The 23,232-nt window shown below is 43.2% G+C and carries 18 protein-coding genes and 1 tRNA gene; 17 read left to right on the forward strand and 2 right to left on the reverse strand.

The window, feature by feature from the left end; translation table 11 throughout:
* A complete protein-coding gene (locus GK108_RS01405; RefSeq protein WP_163941640.1) occupies positions 1–891 on the reverse strand; it encodes a glycerophosphodiester phosphodiesterase family protein in 891 nt (296 codons plus the stop codon).
* Between the two features lie 104 nt (positions 892–995).
* Entirely contained in the window at positions 996–1,352 is a 357-nt protein-coding gene (locus tag GK108_RS01410; protein ID WP_163941645.1) for an RNA polymerase sigma factor, read from the reverse strand.
* Positions 1,353–1,715: 363 nt separating this feature from the next.
* On the opposite strand from GK108_RS01410, the gene GK108_RS01415 reads away from it, so the two are divergent.
* From GK108_RS01415 to GK108_RS01495, 17 genes are all read left to right on the forward strand, one after another.
* Positions 1,716–4,142 carry a penicillin acylase family protein gene (locus tag GK108_RS01415; protein ID WP_163941648.1) on the forward strand — a complete coding sequence of 809 codons (2,427 nt, stop codon included), beginning with the start codon at positions 1,716–1,718 and terminating at the stop codon, positions 4,140–4,142.
* 42 nt (positions 4,143–4,184) lie between these two features.
* A complete protein-coding gene (locus tag GK108_RS01420; RefSeq protein WP_163941651.1) occupies positions 4,185–4,547 on the forward strand; it encodes a hypothetical protein in 363 nt (120 codons plus the stop codon).
* Positions 4,548–4,603: 56 nt separating this feature from the next.
* Complete coding sequence (locus GK108_RS01425) at positions 4,604–5,209, forward strand: OmpH family outer membrane protein (protein ID WP_163941654.1); 606 nt, start codon at positions 4,604–4,606, stop codon at positions 5,207–5,209.
* Positions 5,210–5,437: 228 nt separating this feature from the next.
* The gene (smpB, locus tag GK108_RS01430; protein WP_163941657.1) at positions 5,438–5,899 is read left to right on the forward strand and encodes an SsrA-binding protein SmpB; all 462 of its coding nucleotides are present in this window, start codon (positions 5,438–5,440) and stop codon (positions 5,897–5,899) included.
* A 138-nt stretch (positions 5,900–6,037) separates the two neighbouring features.
* Entirely contained in the window at positions 6,038–6,553 is a 516-nt protein-coding gene (locus GK108_RS01435) for an HNH endonuclease (protein ID WP_163941660.1), read from the forward strand.
* 259 nt (positions 6,554–6,812) lie between these two features.
* On the forward strand, positions 6,813–8,597 hold the full coding sequence (gene rpsA, locus GK108_RS01440) for a 30S ribosomal protein S1 (protein WP_163941663.1): 1,785 nt from the start codon (positions 6,813–6,815) through the stop codon (positions 8,595–8,597).
* 132 nt (positions 8,598–8,729) lie between these two features.
* A tRNA-Cys gene (locus GK108_RS01445) sits at positions 8,730–8,800 on the forward strand.
* A 77-nt stretch (positions 8,801–8,877) separates the two neighbouring features.
* Positions 8,878–10,245: a hypothetical protein gene (locus GK108_RS01450; RefSeq protein WP_163941666.1), complete on the forward strand. Its 1,368-nt coding sequence runs from the start codon at positions 8,878–8,880 to the stop codon at positions 10,243–10,245.
* A 313-nt stretch (positions 10,246–10,558) separates the two neighbouring features.
* Entirely contained in the window at positions 10,559–11,881 is a 1,323-nt protein-coding gene (locus GK108_RS01455) for a c-type cytochrome (protein ID WP_163941670.1), read from the forward strand.
* 46 nt (positions 11,882–11,927) lie between these two features.
* Positions 11,928–15,038, forward strand: coding sequence for a TAT-variant-translocated molybdopterin oxidoreductase (locus GK108_RS01460; protein WP_163941674.1), 3,111 nt, complete (start codon positions 11,928–11,930; stop codon positions 15,036–15,038).
* A 97-nt stretch (positions 15,039–15,135) separates the two neighbouring features.
* Positions 15,136–16,566, forward strand: coding sequence for an NrfD/PsrC family molybdoenzyme membrane anchor subunit (gene nrfD / locus GK108_RS01465; protein ID WP_163941677.1), 1,431 nt, complete (start codon positions 15,136–15,138; stop codon positions 16,564–16,566).
* 86 nt (positions 16,567–16,652) lie between these two features.
* The gene (locus GK108_RS01470) at positions 16,653–17,186 is read left to right on the forward strand and encodes a DUF3341 domain-containing protein (RefSeq protein WP_163941680.1); all 534 of its coding nucleotides are present in this window, start codon (positions 16,653–16,655) and stop codon (positions 17,184–17,186) included.
* A 14-nt stretch (positions 17,187–17,200) separates the two neighbouring features.
* Positions 17,201–17,806 (forward strand): c-type cytochrome, encoded by a 606-nt coding sequence (locus GK108_RS01475; protein ID WP_163941683.1) that lies wholly within the window; start codon positions 17,201–17,203, stop codon positions 17,804–17,806.
* A 71-nt stretch (positions 17,807–17,877) separates the two neighbouring features.
* On the forward strand, positions 17,878–19,188 hold the full coding sequence (locus GK108_RS01480; protein WP_163941686.1) for a quinol:cytochrome C oxidoreductase: 1,311 nt from the start codon (positions 17,878–17,880) through the stop codon (positions 19,186–19,188).
* 19 nt (positions 19,189–19,207) lie between these two features.
* Positions 19,208–20,329 (forward strand): cytochrome c oxidase subunit II, encoded by a 1,122-nt coding sequence (locus GK108_RS01485; protein ID WP_163941689.1) that lies wholly within the window; start codon positions 19,208–19,210, stop codon positions 20,327–20,329.
* Between the two features lie 28 nt (positions 20,330–20,357).
* Positions 20,358–22,241: a cytochrome c oxidase subunit I gene (locus tag GK108_RS01490; protein ID WP_163941692.1), complete on the forward strand. Its 1,884-nt coding sequence runs from the start codon at positions 20,358–20,360 to the stop codon at positions 22,239–22,241.
* The gene (locus tag GK108_RS01495; protein WP_163941695.1) at positions 22,216–23,232 is read left to right on the forward strand and encodes a COX15/CtaA family protein; all 1,017 of its coding nucleotides are present in this window, start codon (positions 22,216–22,218) and stop codon (positions 23,230–23,232) included. The genes GK108_RS01490 and GK108_RS01495 overlap by 26 nt, the downstream gene beginning before the upstream one ends.

The following is a 23,232-nucleotide window of genomic DNA, read 5'->3' on the forward strand; positions in this document are numbered from 1 at the left end:
TTACAAACTACTTAACCGATTAGGATAGTCGGTAATCAATCCATCAACACCCCAGCTTTTCAGCCGTTTTATATCACTCGGCTGATTAACCGTCCAGGGAATCACCTTAATGGTCAGCTCATGCAGGCGAGTAATTTTGCTCTTATTTATCAATCGAAAATGAGGGCTATAAATATCAGGTTTGAAGCCTAGGTCGGCGATGTTCTTTTCTGGGCTTCGTAGGTTTTCTACTAAAGCTGACAAGCGGCAGTTTGGATAAGTGCCAGCTTTTATTTGCTGTTTCCAGTATTGCAGAATGTTAAAATCAAAGCTCTGAATGACAATACGTTCGTTTGATACGGTCTTTTTGATCACTGCCTGAACCAGATTGCAGAAGCGAGCAGGCTCCGGCTGACTTTTATTATAATTGGATGGATTACTTTTTAGCTCAATACTATAAGAGAAGTCAGGTAAGTTTTTAGCCTTTTTGTATGATTCCAGGTGATGAATAACTTCGCTCAGTAAGGGTTTGTACGCTTTAATTTTTTCCTGCTCCGGGTAAGCTGCATTTCCGCGAGATCCAACATCGTATTGCCTGATCGTAGCGTAATCCATCTGATACAAAAGCAGGCTTTTCTGCTCTTTTTTATTTACCGGACTTCCATCGGGACCCAGGCTGTAAGCAGCGCTGAAATAGGATTCGTGCGAAACAACAACTTGATTGTCTCTGGTTACCACAACATCCATTTCCAGCGTTGTGACGCCTAAATCCAGTGCTTTTTGAAACGCAGGAAGTGTATTTTCTGGCATTAATCCCCGACAGCCCCGATGCCCCTGTATGTCAAAATCTGCAGAGTCAGGCGGTGAAAAGGATCTGACTATCAGGTAAACTAGTAGAACGACTGATGGCATAAACTGAATAGATACCTACCCAAAAGTACACTTTCTTTTTAGAATGCACTTTTAGGGGATGTCAAAACAGCTGTAGTATGTCCAATCTGTTGAGCTGCTATGGTTTAGTTTGAGAAGGCGGCCAGACCGGCAATCATGGCTTCGGTGCCAGCGTGTTGCCGTAAATAATCGCGCAGAAAGCGGCAGGCATGATAATACTGATTTTTGGCAGTATAGCTGGAAATCTGAAGTTGAGAGCCTATTTCATCATCCGTCAGATTGTTTTCAGCGCGTAAAATGAATACCAAACGGCGTTCCGTAGAAAGCTGACGCAGTCCATTGAGCACTACCACACCATATTCACTCAGTACAGGCGCTTCTTCTACCGATGTTTGCGAATCGGATTGACTATTATGATGGCTAAGATGACGTAAAATAGCCCGTTTTTCATCGCGGAGCGTATTGATCATTTGGTGGCGCATAGCTGTTGAGAGATAGTTTCTACTTGGTTAAGCTCGTTTGTTAGTTAAGTAGACACGTTTCGAACAGGGGCTCGAAACGATAGTAAAAATTCTTATTTCTCGATTAGTGCTGTACTATAACAGAGATAATGCCATCGAAACATAGTTTCGTACGTTTCTTCGTCGTAGTTTTCGAACAAAGCATCCGTCTAGTTCTCTATAATATTTTATAGATGACCAAACGGTTGTGTGACAATGCCAAGGCCAGAGTTAGGTGTACAAATGTACTAAGAATAGTTTCGATTAGGAAAAGAATATTTTTTATTTGTTGGGTGCAAAACGATAATTTTATCGGTCAAATTTACTTAAGCTCTTCCCGTTTATATGCGCTATCTGAAAGCTGCTATAGTTTCTCTACTAACTGTATTACTCATTTGGGGGTTGAATCGGCCTTGGGGCAGTGCTCCGGCTTTGGGTAGACTTTTAAGTCCGTTCGTTGGTTTCTGGCAAAATGCTGATCCGTCAACAGGATCAGAGGACGAAATTTCGCTCGTTGGCACAAAGGCACCGGTAACCGTACTCATCGACGATATGGCCGTACCGCATGTTTTCGCGCAAAATGATTATGATGTCTATTTTGCTCAGGGGTATCTTACTGCTCGCGACCGGCTCTGGCAAATGGAATTTCAAACCCACGCGGCTGCAGGTCGTCTTTCCGAAATTGTAGGAGAAAGAGCGCTACCACTAGATCGCTTCAATCGGGAAATCGGTATGTTGTATGGTGCTGAAAAAGCGTTGGAAGCTATGATGAAGGATGATACGTCGAAGCTGATAGTGGAAGCGTATACAGCAGGCGTTAATGCCTGGATTAAAAGCCTGAAACCTGCTCAATATCCTATCGAATACAAGCTTTTAGGCTATTCTCCCGAACCTTGGTCGGCTTTAAAGTGTGCGCTTCTGTTAAAAGCTATGACGAGTACGCTGGCTAGTGGCGCTGATGATTTGCAAATGAGTAATGTCAGGCAGCTATTAGGCTCAGCTGTTACGAACGACCTCTTTCCCGATTATCCGGATCATAAAGATCCAATTATTCCCCCGGGAACAAAATGGGATTTTAAACCAATACCTACGCCTAAGCAGCCGGATTCTGTAGCCGTAGATAACGGGCTTGCTATGAACTGGCCTGGTAGCAATCCGGCAATAGGTAGCAATAACTGGGCAGTTGGCGCCCAAAAATCAGCTACCGGCTATCCCATTCTGGCTAATGATCCTCACCTGACACTGAGTTTACCTTCAATCTGGTATCAGATTCAGTTGGTTTCGCCCACAATGAATGCCTGTGGTGTTTCCTTACCGGGTTCGCCTGGCGTTATTATTGGTTTCAATAAAGACATTGCCTGGGGTGTAACCAATGTGGGGGCCGACGTACTGGATTTCTATAAAATAAAATTTCGGGATGCGAAAAAGCAGGAATACCTACACGGCGGTGTTTGGAAACCTGTACGTCGCCGACTCGAAATGATTAAGGTTAAGGGGCTGCCCGATGTTATTGATACAGTCTATTATACACATCATGGTCCTATTGTGAACCAAGGTGGTCAAAAGGGTTTTCGGGCAAATATTCCGTCGGGATACGCTGCTCGCTGGATCGCTCATGAGCCTACCAATGAACTACACTGCTATTACATCTTAAATCGAGCTAAAAAGTATGATGAATATGTACAGGCATTGGCGTATTATGGAGCACCTGCACAAAACTTCATATTTGCTGATGTCAATAAGGAAATTGCTATTTCTCCAAATGGAAAATTTCCGTTGAAATGGAAGGAACAGGGCAAATATCTGTTAGACGGTACTAACCCCGCCCACGATTGGCAAGGTTGGATTCCCCCAGCCCAGAATCCACGGGTTAGAAATCCGGCGAGAGGCTTTGTGAGTTCTGCTAACCAATTTTCTACTGATCCTACGTACCCATACTATATAAACTGGCAGTTTGCTCCTGCTGAACGAGGAATACGTATCAACCAGCGTTTAGCGGCCATGAATAACGTTACGTCAGATAGTATGCGTCAGCTACAAAACGATTTGTATAATCTTAGAGCGGCTATGGTGCTACCTAAACTTTTGCCCGCTATTGCTGACTCCAAATTAAAAGGGGATCACGTTAAGGCGTTGGCGATGCTAAAAAGCTGGGACTACGAGAATGATACCAGTTCCATTGGCGCAACCATTTTCACAGAGTGGAACCGACAACTGAGCGAAGCAATCTGGAAGGATGAATTAGATCGGGGAGATTCTGTTCTAACTCGCTTGCCAAGTTTTGATCGTACCCTACGATTAATTGAGCGCGATCCTCAATCGCATTGGTTCGATAATGTTAAAACAAAAACTATCGAAACATTGCCAGATATAGCCACAACTAGTTTTATGGCTACCTGTGATACGTTGGCAAAAATGCATGGCCCTATTGGTGCATCCTGGGCATGGGGAAAACATAAAGCTACATCTATTCGCCACCTTGTTCCCGGTTTGGATGCCTTTAGTGCTTTAAATGTGCAGATAGGAGGTGGTAGTGGTATTGTAAACGCTACTACCGAACGTACTGGCCCCTCGTGGCGGATGGTCGTTGAATTAGGGCCAACTCCTAAGGCATATGGCGTTTATCCGGGAGGGCAGTCTGGCAACCCAGGAAGTCCAAACTACCAGAATATGATTGAAACATGGCGCCAGGGTCAGCTCAAGGAACTGGTATACTTGCAGTCAGTACAAGACAAAAATTCTCGCTTAAAACGGAAAATAACGCTCAAATAAACGGAGCGGCTTCTAATACATTCAAGATAGCATACAGTATCTATGATTCAGATTTTAGTTATTGCCATACTTAGCCTTATTGCTCAACTCGTACTCCCCTGGTGGAGTCTGGCTATTGTTACGTTTGTTGTTTGCTTTTGGCGAAGTTCAAGCGCATTAACCGCTTTTGTTTATAGTTTTTTGGGCATAGCGATCGTTTGGTTAGGCTATTCCCTATGGGTGTATGGCCAAACTGATGGCGTTTTTATTATGCGTATCAGCCAATTAGTATTTAAAGCTAATAATGCCGTATTACCCTTTGTAGGAACAACTATTCTGGGGGGATTGGCTGGTGGTTTAGCTGGATTGTCGGGCTACTTTGTGAGACAAGTAACCGGAAATCAATCAATGAGTCATACTGCTTGAACCGGAAATCTCCTACATTTGTAGGATAAACTTGCAACTAACCAATCCATTTTCCTGTGAAGAATGCCTCATTGATTCTGAATGCTGTTCTGGCAATTGCTGTAGCTGTTTTGTATTACCTGCACTTTAAAGATCGCCAACCCGAAACTGCTTCGGTATCTGCGGTTCCAGCTGAAGCTAAAGGCAAAAACATTGTCTATGTAAATGTAGATTCGCTGCTAACGAAATACGAATATTTTAAAGACACGCAAAAAGTTCTGGAAAGCAAGCGGTTTCAATTAGAAAACGATCTGGCTGCTAAAGGACGTAACTTACAAAACAAAGTCGCTTTCTTCCAGCAACGGGCCGCTACCATGACACAGGAGCAAGGACGGGCTACTGAGGCATCTCTTCAGAAAGAACAGCAGGATATTCTTGCTTTCCGTGAAAGAGCAGCCCAAAACCTGGCTGTAGAAGAACAGGATAAGAACAAAGAGCTATACGATCAGATTTTTGACTACCTGAAAAAACAGAATGCTCAAAACAAATACGAGTTTGTTCTAGGGTATACTAAAGGTGGCGGTATTTTATTTGCCGATCCATCTAATGACCAGACTAGTAAAATTCTGGCTGGACTAAATCAGGAATACCAGGCAAAACAAAGCCAGGCTAAGAAGAAATAACAACGTAGTGTTTCAATAACGTAACAAGGGATGCTTTCACCAAAGCATCCCTTGTTACGTTATTGAAGGCATATACATTTTCTTGGCCTGTTATAAACCTCTGCGTGATTTCGGGTGTTCTTTTCCTTGCTACGTTATATTTGTAGCCTTCTGGTTGAAAAACGAACGTTGAATGGTTGATCCCCTGGAGTTATTGTGGCATCTATTCAATCCATTTTTAATTGATTTATGGCTTCTGCTTCTATTGTAAAACAGGTCGATATACGTAACCGACGTGCGTCGTTTGAATATTCATTTCTGGAGACGTATACTGCGGGTATTGTACTTACTGGAACCGAAATTAAATCGATTCGTCAAGGTAAAGTAAACTTGCAAGATGCCTATTGTTTAATTCACGGAGACGAGCTTTTTATTCGTCAGATGAATATTTCTCTGTACTCAGAAGGGACTCACTATAATCATGAGCCCTTACGGGATCGTAAACTTCTGCTTACTAAGCGGGAGATTAAACGGCTTACTGAAAAACTGAAAGACCAAGGGCTAACTATTGTGCCGGTTAAATTATTTACGAGCGACCGAGGGTTTGCCAAGATTGAAATTGCTTTAGCAAAAGGTAAAAAGCTTTACGATAAACGGGATAGTATTAAAGAACGTGAAGTCACACGGGATTTACAGCGAGAGCGGTATTAGGAGCGATTATTCCGTTTATGGTCGTAAATAGGTCCTGTTACTAAGACTCTTGACGCTCAGTACTAATTTTCCCACAACTCTTGTCGTTATGTGGATAACTCTGTAACTTGCTACCGTACAGAGGCATTTAAACGCGATATGGGCAGGAAAGTTTTAGTCTTAAACCAAGATTACAGTGCACTCAGCATCTGCTCCGTTCCAAAAGCATTTTTGCTGGTTTTTTTAGAGAAAGCCGAACTCGTCGCCGAATCTGAGCAATTTACGCTCCGAACCGTCTCCGCAGAGTTCCCGATGCCGTCGGTTATCCGGTTACATCGATACGTAAGTCTGCCCTACAAAGGCGTTATGCTAACCCGGCAGAATATTTTCAAGCGCGATGGCCATCATTGCCAGTATTGTGGAACTTCGGACGATTTGACGCTCGACCATGTTCTACCCAAATCCCGAGGAGGAAAAACTAGTTGGGATAATCTCGCTACCGCCTGTAAACGATGCAACTCCCGTAAAGGCGATTATACACCCGAAGAGGCTAATATGAAATTGCGTCAAAAACCCTTCAAGCCTACTTTTTTAGTTTTTCTCCGCGAATTTTCTGGCTCCATTGAACAAAGCTGGATGCCATTCCTAAGTAAAAAAGAAAAGGCATTTCAATAGTTTTTAGTTTAAATTAAAGAGTAGAGGAGTCAAAGAAAAGAAGGTGCTCTAGGCAGTTCCTTAACGCTTTGACTCCTCTTTTTGATTTTTAATGTCTTTTCTCCCTCAATTTCAAAGAGTTTTGATGATAGAGAAACTTTTTTCGTTAAGCAATTGCTATCTTTGCAGTCCTTTTTAGAAGGGTTCTATTTATAACTAAAAGTCAGTCCGCCATTGACCCACGGGCTGATGTACTGAGTGGGTCAAGAAAACTTTTTTTATGAGCAAAACGCAGCAACGCGAACTGCCGGCATTTGATTGGGACCGGGCAGACAACAAAGGATTCGGAAGTGGGTACTCGGATGCGGAGCGCAACCGACTACAGGAACTGTACGACAACACCCTGTCGGAAGTAAAAGAGAAAGAAGTTGTAATGGGAACCGTTGTTGGTATTACAGACCGTGAGGTACTGTTGAACATCGGATTCAAGTCGGACGGGTTGGTTCCAGCTTCCGAATTTCGGGATATGCCGGACCTGAAAATGGGTGATGAAATTGAAGTTTATGTAGAAAATCAGGAAGACCCTAATGGTCAGCTGGTACTTTCTCGTAAAAAGGCGAAAGTAATTACAGCATGGCAGAAAATTCAGAAGGCTCTTGATGACGACCTCGTAATCGATGGTTTCGTGAAGCGCCGGACGAAGGGTGGCCTGATTGTTGATATTTTCAGTATTGAAGCTTTCTTACCAGGTTCGCAAATTGACGTGAAGCCAATTCGCGATTTCGATATCTTCGTTGGTAAGAAAATGGAGGTTAAAGTCGTTAAGATCAATTATGCAAACGATAACGTAGTTGTTTCGCATAAAGTCCTGATCGAAAAAGACCTCGAAGCACAACGCGCTCAAATCCTGAACAACCTCGAAAAAGGTCAGGTTCTGGAAGGCGTTATCAAAAACATGACCAACTTCGGTGTGTTCATCGATCTTGGTGGTGTCGATGGTCTGCTGCACATCACGGATATTTCGTGGGGACGTATCAGCCATCCATCGGAAGTCCTTCATCTGGACCAGAAAGTCAACGTAGTGGTTCTGGATTTCGACGAAGACAAAAAGCGTATTTCGCTTGGCATGAAGCAGCTTCAGGCTCACCCATGGGATGCTCTGCCAGAAGATATTCAGGTTGGATCGAAAGTAGAAGGCAAGATTGTAAACGTAGCCGACTACGGTGCGTTCTTGGAAATCATGCCTGGCGTAGAAGGTCTGATCCACGTATCGGAAATGTCATGGTCTCAGCACCTGCGTAACCCACAAGAGTTCCTGAAAGTGGGTGACGACGTTCAGGCTGTTGTTCTGACGCTTGATCGTGCTGACCGTAAAATGTCACTTGGTATCAAACAACTCACCGAAGATCCTTGGACTCGTCCAGAACTACGGGAGAAGTATGCAGTTGGTACCAAGCATAAAGGTGTAGTACGTAATCTGACCAATTTCGGCCTGTTCCTTGAACTGGAAGAAGGTATTGATGGCTTAGTACACGTGTCTGACCTGTCCTGGACGAAGAAAATCAAGCATCCTTCTGATTTCATCAAAGTTGGTGAAGAACTGGAAGTAGTTGTTTTAGAGCTAGACATCGAAAACCGTCGTTTAGCACTAGGCCACAAGCAGCTTGAAGAAAATCCATGGGATACGTTTGAAACCGTATTTGCTGTAGGTACGACTCACCGTTGCACCATCATCAGCAAGAACGACAAGATGGCTACTCTGGAGCTGCCTTACGGTATCGAAGGCTTCTCATCGCTGAAAAATCTGTCTAAAGAAGACGGTTCATTCGCTGAAGTAGGTGAAACACTTGACTTCAAAGTGACCGAATTCTCGAAAGAAGAGAAGCGCATTATGCTGTCGCACACAAAAACATGGCAGGAGAAAAACGAACCAGCTAAAGAGCAAAAACCTAAAGCTGCTTCGACAAAAACAAGTTCATCGACTAACCAGCCAGAGCGTGGCGCTACGTTAGGTGACCTTGATGCTCTCGCTGCTTTGAAAGAACAGCTTGAAGGTCGCAACTAGGCGATTCTCTAATACGTATATAAATCCCTGAGTCGAAAGATTCGGGGATTTTTTTTAGCGTTTTTGCCAACATAAAAGATAAAATCGTATGTTTGCAGTCCCGAAACCAAAAGCAATTATTTCGGGAACTATGGTTCCGTGGCCGAGTGGCTAGGCTGAGGTCTGCAAAACCTCCTACAGCGGTTCGAATCCGCTCGGAACCTCTAAGGAAGGCCCCCTTTTGAAAAATTTTTCAGAAGGGGGCTTTGGCTTTTTGTATACTTACTGTCTGATTTACTATATGGGAAAGAAATACAAAAAGCTGTTTCAGTTCGGCTGTGGTGTTCTAGTTAGTTTGATCCAGTTGTCAGTTAGTGCTCAGGCTCCTTCCATTCAATGGCAACGAGTAATTAACGCACCGGTTTATTCTAATAATCTACAGGCGATTAAGGCCAGTAATGGTGGGTATGCTTTAGTGTATAATGGAAAGGTAATACGACTAAGCGAGTCAGGGGGTATCCTATGGGATATAGAGATACAGATACCATTTCCGACGACTATGTATGCCGAGTTTATTACTGCCATACCAGACGGCAGCTTTATGGTTCTGGCAAGAAATTCTTATTACTGGTATTTAATACGTATAGAAAATACAGGTAGTGTTGCTTGGTATAAATCTTTTGTCGAAGCGACTCGGAGTACTAGTACAACAGAGCGTAGTTTCTCCTCATTAATTCGCACAGATGATGGCGGGTTTCTGGCTAGCGACATTACGCAATATGGCCGAAATGGTACAGCAACAATTTTATACAAGTTTGATAGTGAAGGTAATTTAACCCTTACAAAAAGCATCATTAATGATTATGGGAATAATGCTAGAGGATCTACTAGGGCTGAGAAAATAATTCAAATGAATGATGGGGGATACCTTCTGGTTGGGATAGCTACTGTAAAAGACTTGGTCACTACGAGCGCTTGGGCTGCTAGGTTAACAACTCAGCTAGATAAAATTTGGCAAAAGAATTTTAGTATTACTGAATTTGATGATGTGATTCAGGACCCATATCAGTTAGGTTCATATATTGCTATAGGTTCCGAGAGTTCATCTACTACAAAAACGATTAAGTTCGATGCAAATGGAGCTATAAGTAGTGAGTTTACCCAGTCTAATCGACTCTCAAATTCAAAATCATCTCTGGTAAAAGGAGCTGAGGGTTACACCACTGTTGATGTTGTCAATGAGAATAGTGGAGATATACGACTACAATCCTTAATGTCGCAAGGGCCTAGTTGGGCGAAACGGATTGGAGGATCTTCTACTGAATTAATTAGGAGTACTGTAGCAGCCGATGATGGAGGGTACTTGCTATTTGGCACTACTGCTTCTATTGATGGAGATTTACAGGGAAAAACAATAGCTGAAATAACTCCCTGGATTGTTAAAATAAGTCCTCCCTGCAATGATATGTACTATTCTACCCAGGCAGGGAACTGGGATAACCCTAAAACCTGGTCATGCGGACAAATACCAACTAGTATAGGTGTGGTTCATCTTAACCACGCCGTAGTTATCCCTCAAAGTTATTCGGCAAAAGCTCGTCAAGTAATTTACGATTTACCAGTACAGCTAAAACTAGAGCATGGGGCTAATTTATTGTTGAATCCTTAATAACTAAGATGCCTCTGCAAAATGAATGATACTATTCGTATATACTAGCGTTTATAAAAGATGGATATGCGTACTCAATGAATTGTTTATAGATTTGATAGTGTAAACAGTGGCAATTTACCAGTAAGCAGTAAGCTAATCTGGTCAGTAGTTGGAATGACAAAATTTGACTTCAATAAGTCCAATCGGAATGATCTTCTTAATTAGAAACAATATAAATAAAATTGATAAGGTAAAATAACTAAACGTCAATTTTTGCCGATACACCAATCCTGTCGTACTTTTGTGGGCCTATGAAAGGGCAGTGCTGATTATGTTGATCAACTCAATGAATAGATGTCTAAAAATGAGTCGTTTGTCTAGGGTTTACGGAGCAGTTGCTCTGTCGCTGGCGTTGTTGATAAACGGCGGTCAGGTAAAGGCGCAGGACTCATCTGCGGGTGCAGACGGTGGTTCGGCTGCAGCTACACCAGCTTCAGGAGGAGGTGGTGATGCTGAAAAAGGTAAAACTCTGTTTACGAATAACTGTGCTCAGTGCCATTCAGTGACAGATGAAAAAGTAGTTGGCCCAGGTTTAAAAGGAATTGAAGATCGTGCTCCTAGCCGTGACTGGCTACACAAGTGGATTCAAAATTCGTCTGCGCTAATTGCTTCTGGTGATGCTTATGCTAACCAGGTATTTAATGCCAATGGCAAAGTGCAGATGTCCAGCTTTCCGAATTTGTCGAATGCTGACATTGATGGTATTCTAGCCTACATCGACCAGGCAAATAAACCTGCAGCTCCAACAGGTGGAGGAGACGGCACGACGACTCCTGCGCCATCGGGTGGTGGATCGGGTGCTGCTTCAGGGCCATCTGAACTATTCACGTTCGTGTTAGTCGCTTTACTTGTCGTAATGCTTCTTGTTTTAGGCGTTCTGCTCGTAATCGTCACAATCCTATCGAAAGCCGTAACGCCAACAGCCGAGGGCGTTCAGCCAAAGTCTTCGTTTGGACAACGGTTGAAAGAAGGTCTTTCTAGTACCTTCAATAATCCAACACTTCGGTCAATCATTATCTGGCTTTTCCTGTTTGTTGCTGTTAAAGAGACGTTAGACGGAGCTTATGGGATTGGAATTCAGCAGGGTTATGCGCCTAAGCAGCCAATCGCTTATTCGCATAAACTTCATGCTGGTCAATATAAGATTGACTGCAACTATTGTCATACAGGCGCTCAGAAAGGTAAGAATGCAACGATTCCTGCTGCTAATATCTGTATGAACTGTCATGGTGTGATCAAAAAGGAATCACCTGAGATTCAGAAGATATACACCGCTATTGAACAGAATCGGCCTATTGAATGGATTCGCGTTCATAACCTGCCAGATTTGGCATACTTCAACCATGCACAGCACGTGAACGTAGGTAACGTACAGTGTCAGACGTGTCACGGTGAAATAGAGAAAATGGAAGTAGTGGAGCAACGCTCATCGTTGACAATGGGTTGGTGTATTGACTGTCACCGTAGAACGGAGGTCAATACGAAAGACAACGCATACTACGATAAGCTAGTAGCCCTGCACAAAAAAGAAAGTAAGGAACCGCTTAAAGTGGCTAATATCGGCGGTCTTGAGTGTTCTAAGTGTCACTATTAATCACCCACCGGTTCAACCAATAGGTATCTTACCGATTACAACACGCATGGAAGAAAATAAGACCAAACGGTATTGGAAAGGGGTTGAAGAACTACGCAACGATCCAACGTTTGTAAAGAACGCCAACAGTGAGTTTGCAAACCCTGATCTAAGCGACTCATCCAACGACCTTGATGGTATACTCGGTGGATCAAATACCCAACGCCGTGATTTCCTGAAAGTAATGGGCTTTGGAATGGCAGCTGTCACGTTAGCAGCTTGCGAAGCCCCTGTGCACAAGGCTATCCCTTATATTAAAAAGCCAGATCTTACGTTCCCCTCTATTTCTGACTATTATGCATCAACCTATACTGAAGGTGGAGAATATGCATCTGTTCTAGTCGAAACTCGGGAAGGTCGGCCAATAAAAATTGAGGGGAATACACTATCAAGTGTCTCTAAAGGCGGTACATCTGCCCGTGTTCAGGCATCCGTTTTGTCATTATATGACATTGACAAACTGAAAGGCCCAAAACGTGGTGAATCTGATATTGACTGGGCAACAGCTGATCGTGAAATCATCAGTCAGTTAAACTCGGTAGCTGCTCGCGGAGGTGCAATTCGACTTGTAACGTCAACTATTCTTAGTCCTGCTACAAAAGCAGTGATTGCTGAATTTATTGCCAAATATCCGACTGCCAGTCATATTATGTATGATGCGAATTCGGCATTTGGAGTAGTGCAGGCAAATCAGGCTTCATTTGGGAAGGCAGTTATTCCTTCTTACGATTTCAGTAAAGCCCAGACTATTGTAAGTGTCGGCGCCGATTTCCTGGGGACGTGGATTGCTCCATTTGAGTTTGCTCATTCATATTCTCAAGGTCGTAAAGTTGGTGCAGTTGGTAATGGCAAAAAGACGATGTCTCGTCATTATCAATTTGAAACCGGGCTATCAATGACCGGTGCCAATGCTGATTACCGTACAGCTATTAAACCATCGCAAGAAGGTTTGGTTGTTGCTGCCCTTTACAATAAAGTTGCTGCAAAACTAGGCGGTACTGCTATCAGTACAGCATCGGTTGACGTTGCGCATCTGGATAAGGCTGCCAATGATTTAGCCGCAGCTCGTGGCAAAGCAATTGTTGTGTCGGGCTCTAATGATCCAAATGTTCAGATTGTTGTTAATGCTCTAAACAACCTTCTTGGCAGTTATGGGACAACAATTGACATAAATACGCCGGTTAATTACCGTCAAGGTAACGACCAGCAGATGAATGCATTCATCGACGAAGCTAAGAGTGGACGTGTTGGAGCGGTTCTATTCTTCGGAGCCAATCCGGTATATGAACACCCACGTGGAGCGGAACTAGCCGAATCTATTTCAAAAATATCACTGTCAGTATCATTTGCTGATCGTGCCGATGAGACGGCTTCATTAGTTAAGTACATTGCTCCTGCCCCGCATTATCTGGAATGTTGGAGTGATGCTGAACCAAAGCAAGGATTCTATAGCTTGGCTCAGCCAGCAATTACTAATATCTTTAAAACTCGCCAATTCCAGTCTAGTCTTCTAACGTGGATCGGTAAGCCAAGTGATTTTCAGGTTTATCTGAAAAACTTCTGGCGTACAAATCGCTATCCGCAGGCTTCTGGTTTTAGTTCATTTGACGCGTTCTGGGTTAAATGCCTGAATGACGGTGTATTTGAGCCAAACAAAGGCGCTGGTGTTGCTGGTGGAGCTTCTTTTGCCGGTAACGTAGCACAAGCGGCTACTGGTATTTCGCAACGGTACAAGCCTTCTACCGGACTTGAGTTAGCCTTATATGAGAAAGTAAGTATTGGTACAGGATCATTGGCCAATAACCCTTGGTTACAAGAAATGCCTGACCCTGTGACGAAAGCTTGCTGGGACAACTATGCAGCGCTGTCGCAGAAAACAGCAAATGAGTTAAGCTTAGCTCAGAATGATCTGGTAAATGTTACGGTTAACGGTAAGTCAATTGAACTACCTGTAATTATTCAACCAGGTCAGGCCGATAATACGGTTTCTGTAGCTATTGGATACGGTCGCGAAAAGGCTGGTAAAGCAGCTAATGGTGTTGGCAAAAATGCATATCCTTTCGCATCAGTGGCCGGTGGTTATGTTACGTTGTCATCGTTCAGTGCTAAAGTAGAAAAAGCGGGTGGGACTCGCGAGATTGCACAAACTCAGACCCATGATACGGTTATGGGCCGTCATGCCGTCTTGCAGGAAACAATTCTTGCTAACTACCAGAAGAATCCAAAAGCAGGTCGATTTGAACCTAAAGTTGTAACGTCTGAAGGCCCTAAAACGTCAACAGATATTTCTCTCTGGAACGGTTATGGCAAGCCTAACCATTCATGGGGAATGGTTATTGACCTGAATGCTTGCCTTGGTTGTGGAGCTTGTGTTATTAGCTGTCAGGCTGAAAACAATATCGCCGTTGTTGGCCGTCAGGAAGTTATCAACCGCCGGGAAATGCACTGGCTTCGGATCGACCGCTATTACAGCAGTGATGCTGAGCCCGAAAATCTAAAGGAATTGGAAGTGGCATCAGCAAATCCTGAAGTAACTTTCCAACCAATGCTTTGCCAGCACTGCAGCAATGCCCCTTGTGAAACGGTTTGCCCAGTACTTGCTACAACGCACAGCACCGAGGGACTTAACCAAATGACGTATAACCGTTGCGTAGGTACACGTTACTGCGCCAACAACTGCCCTTATAAGGTACGTCGTTTCAACTGGTTCAAATATTTCGATAACGATAATTTCGACTACAACTTCAATAATGACCTTGGTAAGATGGCCATTAACCCAGACGTTACAGTACGTTCACGGGGTGTAATCGAAAAATGTTCTTTCTGCGTACAGCGCATTCAAGAAAGCAAATTGACGGCTAAGAAGGAGCGTCGTAGACTGGAGCCGGATGAGGTACAAACTGCTTGTTCGCAGGCTTGTTCAACTGGTGCGATTATCTTTGGGGATATGAACAATCCAGAAAGCACAATCTCGAAAATTCTAACTGAAGAGAAAGATGGTCGCGCTTTCCATGTGCTTGAAGAAATCAATGTAAGACCACAAATTTCTTACTTGACTAAAATTCGCAACAAGGACGAAGAACCTAAGCAGGCTACTCGTCAGGAATCACATGCATAAAGTAACTTACAATCTAGGGTAGAGGCTTAATCTGAAAAGATTGGGCAGGGATCTCTAGATTGTAGATCGTAAACCGAAAAATTTAAAAAGTAAGTATATGTCGCATGTAACATCAGCCGTAAGAACTCCCCTGGTCACTGGTGGTAAAACCTACGCCGACGTAACGGAAGATATCAGCAGACAGGTAGAGGGCAAACCTACGCGCGCCTGGACCATTGCTTTTACCATATCGGTAATAGTATTAATCTATGGGGCAGCCTGTGTATTCTGGACCTGGTGGGAAGGACTGGGTGTATGGGGCTTAAATAAAACCGTAGGCTGGGCCTGGGATATTACCAACTTCGTTTGGTGGGTAGGTATTGGACACGCGGGTACATTGATTTCAGCAATTCTGCTATTATTCCGTCAGAAATGGCGGACGGCCGTAAACCGGGCAGCAGAAGCTATGACTATTTTTGCCGTTATATGTGCTGCGTCGTTTATCCTTATGCACATGGGGCGTCCATGGCTGGCTCTATGGGCATTGCCGCTACCAAATACGTTTGGTTCACTTTGGGTGAATTTTAAATCACCACTGGTTTGGGACGTATTTGCGATTAGCACATACTTCACCGTGTCGCTAGTGTTCTGGTATATGGGACTTCTTCCGGACTTAGCTACGATTCGTGATCGTGCTCGGAGCAAGGTGTCTCGTTATATATATGGTGCTTTCTCATTAGGTTGGAACGGATCGGCGAAAACCTGGGCTCGTTATGAATATATGAGCTTGATTCTGGCTGGTCTATCTACACCGCTTGTACTTTCTGTACACACGATTGTATCATTTGACTTTGCTACGTCCGTTATTCCTGGGTGGCATACAACAATCTTTCCTCCATACTTCGTTGCCGGAGCTATTTTCTCTGGCTTCGCTATGGTACAAAACCTGATGTTGATCATTCGTGTGGTATTCAAGCTTGAAGATTACATTACGCTTGAGCACATCGAGTCGATGAACAAAGTCATCACATTGACGGGATCAATTGTAGGGGTTGCCTATCTAACGGAGTTCTTTATTGCTTGGTACTCTGGAGTTGAATACGAAAGTTATGCATTCATTAACCGGGCTACCGGACCATACTGGTGGGCATACTGGGCTATGATGACCTGTAACGTAATCTCTCCACAGCTTTTCTGGTCAAGAACAATTCGCCGGAGTATTGTATGGACCTTTACGCTATCTGTTGTAGTAAACATTGGTATGTGGTTTGAGCGTTTTGTAATTATTGTTACGTCTCTACACCGCGACTATTTGCCATCAAGCTGGGCAATGTTCCACCCCACTCTATTTGATATCAGCGACTATATTTTCTCTTTCGGCTTATTCTTCACATTATTTTTATTGTTCTCGAAGTTTTTGCCGGTAGTAAATATGGCTGAAGTGAAAACTGTCATTAAGTCGTCGTCTGAAAAACTCCCTGCCTCTGTATCTGGAGTTGCTAAGGGAGAGCGAGTTGCTAATCCAGCGTTCAATAAGAGTGTAGAATAAACTAATTAGAACCGGTCTGCCGGATATCCTTCACTTGATACCAAATTAAGTGAAGGATAAAAACCTCAAACACATAATCACTGATCATGTCAGATGTAAATGGTAACGGTAAATTTTTGGTCGGCATCTACGATGATGATGATGTCGTTTTAAAGGCCGTTAAAGACGTAAAAACAGCAGGTGTCCGTATTCATGAAGTCTATTCTCCATTTCCTATTCACGGATTAGACGTAGCACTTGGTCACCCACGTACTCGACTTGGGATTGCTGCCTTCCTATTTGGGTTGTCAGGTACAACAACTGCGCTGCTCTTAACAGCTTATACAGAAAGCTTTGATTGGCCAATGATTGTCGGAGGCAAAGATTCTTACTCTCCTATTGTTTACGTGCCTATTATTTTTGAATTGACAGTACTATTCTGTGCTTTGGGAATGGTTGGTACGTTCCTGGTTTCTAATGGGCTGGGACCTACAGTTAAGCCTTTAATGTATGATCTGAGAACTACTGATAATAAATTTGCTATGACTATTGATCTTAGCAAGAATACTATTGGGGAAGGTGATATAGAGCAGATTCTGAGAAAATCAGGGGCTGCTGAAGTAAATATTAAGCAGTTCTAATGGTCAGGATGAGAATGATAACAAAACATAAAAGCGTAACGACATTGGCTATCGTTGCTTTGCTGTTTACGGGTGTAGCCTGTAAACGTGGGCACGATAATCCTGGCCTTGAGTTTGCACCAAACATGTATGAATCTGTTGGGTACGAACCTTACCGCCAGATTAAGCCAAACCCAATCAACCCAACCGGGTTGAACATGCGTTTACCGGCTCGAGGTACTGTTGCTCGGCCTAATTACCATACAACCTTCGGTAAAGGAGATAGTGCAAAGACGGATCTTATGATCTATAACATTCCTGCCGATAGTATCAGTATTGCAGAAAGAGTATTGGTGAACCCAATTCCTCAAACAGAGCAGTCTTTGGCGGACGGCCAACTTTTGTATACACGTTATTGCTCTCACTGTCATGGTGCAACAGGACAGGGAGATGGACCCGTGGGTAAAGAATACAAAGGGGTTCCGAATTATACAACGGATGCCTATAAAAGCATGAATGACGGTCATATTTATCATGTCATTACACATGGTAAAGGACGTATGTGGCCTCACGGCTCACAAATCACACCGGAAGACCGCTGGAAGATTGTGCAATACGTACATAAATTACAACAAGGATAATTTAGTAGCAGTAATCAGTTGATTTGATGCAGTTTACCGTACTGCAAATTTTAGCTGCAAACTTTTAGAAAATGGCATCGGCTCACGCAATACCGTCGTTAGACGAAGAATTTGAATTTACTGCGGAATCCAAGCGTCGACTGATTATCGGCATCGGAGCCGGAGTCGCGTTGGTAGCAATCGGCGCGTACTTATTGGCATCGGGCGCCGGATCACATGAAACGCATGAAGTTGCTCACGCTGCAGGCGGCCATGAGGGCCATGAAGCAGGGCATCACGCATATAAGTGGACAAACCGCTTGTGGGCAAATGTCTGGCTAAATGCAGTGTACTTTACAGGAGCATCAGTAATAGGAATGTTTTTCTTATCCTATAACTATCTGGCCCAAGCTGGCTGGTCTTCTGCTTTTAAACGGATACCTGAAGCAATGCCTGCATTTTTGCCCTTCACAGGTATTGCAATCTTAGCTGTCTTCTTAATTGCGGGCCATGATCTGTTCCACTGGACACATCCTGGTTTATATGATCCAAGCAGCCCTGAATTTGACCCAATAATAAATGGTAAAAAAGGGTTTCTGAACACGCCCTTTTACCTAATTCGGATTGTACTATACTTCGGCTTGTGGTATGGTTTGTGGCGTCTGCTAAGAAACTTCTCGTTACAGGAGGATCTTTATGGTGGTACAGATTATTACGAGAAAAGTATCAAATTTGGTACAGCTTTCTTAGTCGTGTTTGGCGTGACGTCATCGACTTCTGCCTGGGATTTTGTGATGTCAATCGATACGCACTGGTTTAGTACTATGTTCGGCTGGTATACGCTTGCTAGCTGGCACGTAACAGGTCTTGCGATCATTACGTTAACAGTAGTAACCTTGAAAGAACGGGGTTATCTAAAAATTGTAAATGAAAGCCACTTACATGATTTGGGTAAGTTCATGTTCGCGTTTAGCATCTTCTGGACATACGTTTGGTTTGCACAGTTTATGCTGATTTATTACGCGAACTTGCCTGAAGAAACTATTTATTACCGGGAGCGTTTCAGCGGTTATGGAGGTATTTATAAAGCGCCATTCTTTATAAATTTGATATTAAACTTTGTCTTTCCATTCCTTGTTTTAATGACACGGGATGCTAAGCGTACATATATTTTCCTTAAACTGGCTGCTTGGGGAATTATCGTAGGTCACTACTTTGATTTCTATACCAATATTATGCCGGGAACGGTGGGTGAGCATGGTGGATTCGGTCCTATTGAGTTTGGCATGATTCTTATTTTTGCTTGCGGATTCGTCTGGTCGCTCTCTAACCAATTAACGAAAGCTAATTTGATTCCAAAGAATCATCCAATGCTAGAGGAAAGTTTACACCACGACATTTAATCAATAACCCGCATAGAACATGGTTTATATAATTGCTTTGTTATCGGTTATCTTCTTGGGCTTAGCTATTTTGGTAGTTTCCCGAATGGCTGCCGTCATAAAGAATGCCAGAGGCCCGGTAGAAGAAGGTCATATCGGCATGAGTAACCGAATTAATGCCGCTCTATTTATTGTATTTTTTGTATTGGGAGTTATTGGAGCTGCCTGGTCTTTCTTATATGCACAGCAGTTTTTCCTGCCAGAGGCTTCTTCTCCTCACGGTCGGCGTACTGACTTTCTATTCTGGTTATCAATGGGAATTATTACAGCGGCTTTTGTAGTAACAAATGCTTTACTGTTTTTATTCTCTTATTTGTATCAGCATAAAGAAGGACGTAAGGCTGCTTATTATCCAGAAAATCACAAGCTTGAGTTAATCTGGACTGTTATTCCTGCTGTTGTCATGGCTGTGTTGGTATTTACAGGCTGGAGAGCATGGCGCGATATCATGGCCGAAGCTCCTGCTGACGCACAGGTTTTTGAGATAGTTGGTAAGCAATTCAACTGGATCGTTCGTTATCCGGGTGTTGATAACAATAAATTGGGGGCCTATAACTATAAGTTAATTGACAACAATAACGAGGTAGGTGTAGACTATACGGATGAAGCGTCTTTTGATGATTTTGTCTCAACATCGGAATTGCATATTCCTGCTGGTAAACCAGTATTGTTGAAAATTCGCGCTCGTGACGTACTTCATAGTGTTTTTATTCCCCACTTACGTGTGAAAATGGATGCCGTGCCTGGTATGCCAACTCGTTTCTGGTTTGTGGCTGATAAGACTACTGATGAAATGCGTAATATTACTGGCAATCCTAATTTTGGCTACGAAATAGCCTGTACTGAAATTTGTGGACAAGGACACTTTTCGATGCGGATTCGTTTAATAGTTGAAGATGAAGCATCATGGCAAGCCTGGTGTAAAGAGCAGAAGCCATTGTTAACATCAACTCCTGATTTAGCTACCCGCATTCCTGCGAACTTGAAAGCAAAAGCTGCTAAATATTTGCCAGCCGATGCTGCATCTGCCCCATCTGACAGTTCAACAGCATCAACAAATCAAGGAGGTGGTATATCTGTAGCTAGTGCTACGATCCGTTAATCTCTAAACTCATAGAACTAAAAATATTATGGCGACTCTATCAACTCATTCGGCAACTGTGGCTCATGTGGAAGAGCATGATCACCACGAGCCGCAAAGTTTTTGGCGCACATACATTTTCTCGGAAGACCATAAAACTATTGCTAAGCAGTACCTGATTACAGGTATTCTTTGGTCAATAATCGGTATTAGTTTATCCGTGATGTTCCGTCTTCAGTTGGGCTTCCCCAATATGAAACTTGAATTTCTGCGTCCAATTCTTGGTGGTTGGATTAATGAAGCCGGAAAACTAGATCAGGATTTCTATCTGGCGCTGGTAACAATGCACGGAACCATTATGGTATTCTTTGTATTGACAGCTGGCTTGAGTGGTACGTTTTCGAACTTCCTGATTCCTTTACAGGTTGGCGCACGTGATATGGCTTCAGGTTTCCTGAACATGTTGTCATATTGGTTCTTCTTCCTGGCGGGTGCTATCATGTTTGTGTCCCTGTTTATTGAAACAGGCCCAGCAGCTGGTGGTTGGGTTATTTACCCACCATTAAGTGCGTTGCCACAGGCTCATAAAGGGTCTGAACTGGGTATGACACTCTGGTTAGTCAGTATGGCCTTGTTCATCGTGTCACAGTTATTAGGCGGTATCAATTACATTACTACGGTGATTAACCTCCGGACGCGTGGTATGTCGTTTAGCAAGTTGCCATTAACGATCTGGGCGTTCTTCCTAACTGCAGTTCTGGGATTAATATCGTTCCCGGTGTTACTATCAGCTGCATTGCTTTTGATTTTTGACCGGAGCTTTGGTACCAGTTTTTATCTATCTGAGATTTATATCAAGGGAGAAGCACTGCCGAACGTAGGAGGTAGCCCTATTTTATTCCAGCACCTTTTTTGGTTCCTTGGACACCCAGAAGTATATATCGTTCTTTTGCCTGCTCTGGGTATGACTTCAGAGATTATTGCTACCAATGCACGTAAACCAATTTTTGGCTATCGCGCCATGATTGCGTCTATGATGGGTATTGCGTTCCTGGCGTTTATTGTATGGGCTCACCATATGTTTGTAACGGGTATGAACCCATTCTTAGGGTCTGTATTTATGTTCTTGACGCTTATTATTGCTGTTCCATCAGCTGTAAAAGCTTTCAACTACATTACTACACTATGGCGTGGTAACATCCGGTTTACGCCTGCTATGTTGTTCTCAATTGGGTTGGTATCGTTCTTTATATCAGGTGGTTTAACTGGTATTATTTTAGGTAACTCAGCACTGGACATCCAATTACACGATACCTATTTCGTTGTTGCTCACTTCCACCTTGTAATGGGAGCTGCATCTGCATTTGGTCTTTTAGCGGGTGTGTACCACTGGTTCCCTAAAATGTTTGGGCGAATGATGAATGAAAAGCTTGGGTATATCCATTTTTGGTTGACATTCATAGGTATATACCTGGTTTTCTTCCCAATGCACTATATAGGTATAGCGGGTTTCCCTCGTCGTTACTATGCTTTTACAAGCTATGACTTCACGAAGAATATTTTCGCTGATATGAATAGCTTTATAAGTCTGGCTGCTATATTCAGTTTTGCTGCGCAGTGGATCTTCATCTATAATTTCGTGCATAGCATGTTCAGAGGGAAGAAGGCTCCACAAAACCCGTGGAAGTCTAACACCCTTGAATGGACTGCGCCAATCGAGCCAGGGCATGGTAACTGGCCTGGTGAAATTCCTGCCGTTTACCGGTGGCCATATGATTATAGCAAGCCTGGTGCGAAGGATGACTTCATTCCTCAAAACGTGCCATACTCTCAGACTCCAGAGTCTAATCTACCTCACGAAAATGAATTGATTTCGCTGGAGAAAGAAATTGAGGCACAAAACCTGAATGATCAATTCAAACAGCCTCACTAATAAACAAGGACAGCGGTTCCGGAGCCTGGTGCTTCTAACTATCATTACTGTTTATCTGGTTATCCTGGCAGGCGGTATAGTTAGAGGAACAGGCTCTGGAATGGGTTGTCCAGATTGGCCTAAGTGTTTTGGGCGATGGATACCGCCCACCGAAGCCTCTCAACTACCTCCTAATTATCAAGAAATTTACGGAGCCAAGCTCAAGGGGGAGGTAAAGTTTAATGCTACCAAGACCTGGATTGAATACGTCAATAGACTACTTGGCGTTTTATCTGGTTTTTTCGTTTTAGCTACGCTAATTGCTTCGTTTTCGTATATAAAGAATAATAAGACTGTATTTCTCGGTAGCCTGAGCGCTTTTCTCCTGATTGGGGCTAATGGGTGGCTTGGTTCTAGAGTCGTAGCCACAGAATTAGCTCAATATATGATCACAATACACTTGTCATTAGCTGTGTTGGTCGTATTTGCGCTACTTTTCGTTTATACTCAATCTAGTCTAAACGCTACTCCCCACTTCACTGGAAATAAATCTGGAGGACTAAAAGGGTTATTACTTCTTACGTTGGTGTTAACCTTAAGTCAGGTTTTATTAGGGACATTTGTGCGGGAATCATTAGACGAAGTAGTAAAACAAATAGGGTACGAGAATCGTAGCAATTGGATTAGCAGCTTAGATTGGGAGTTTTACGTACACAGGTCGTTTTCCTTAGTTTTACTGGCTTTACATATAGCTGTGATATATAAGCTGCGCCAATTAAACGACGTATCCTGGTTTTCTAAAGCTGCTAACTGGTTACTAGTTTTAGTGGCATCTGAAATTGTAACAGGCGTAGTGATGGCCTATCTGGAAGTCCCTGCTTTTGCGCAACCAATTCATCTGCTGTTTGCTATGATTATAATTGGAATACAGTTTGTTGTTTGGTTAAGTACGGTTTGGACGAAACGCACTACTGAAGAATCCGTTAGCGTGTCAAATTTATTAAAGGTGTAG

The organism is Spirosoma terrae (genome assembly GCF_010435915.1).
In the GTDB taxonomy this organism is placed as follows: Bacteria; Bacteroidota; Bacteroidia; order Cytophagales; family Spirosomataceae; genus Spirosoma; species Spirosoma terrae.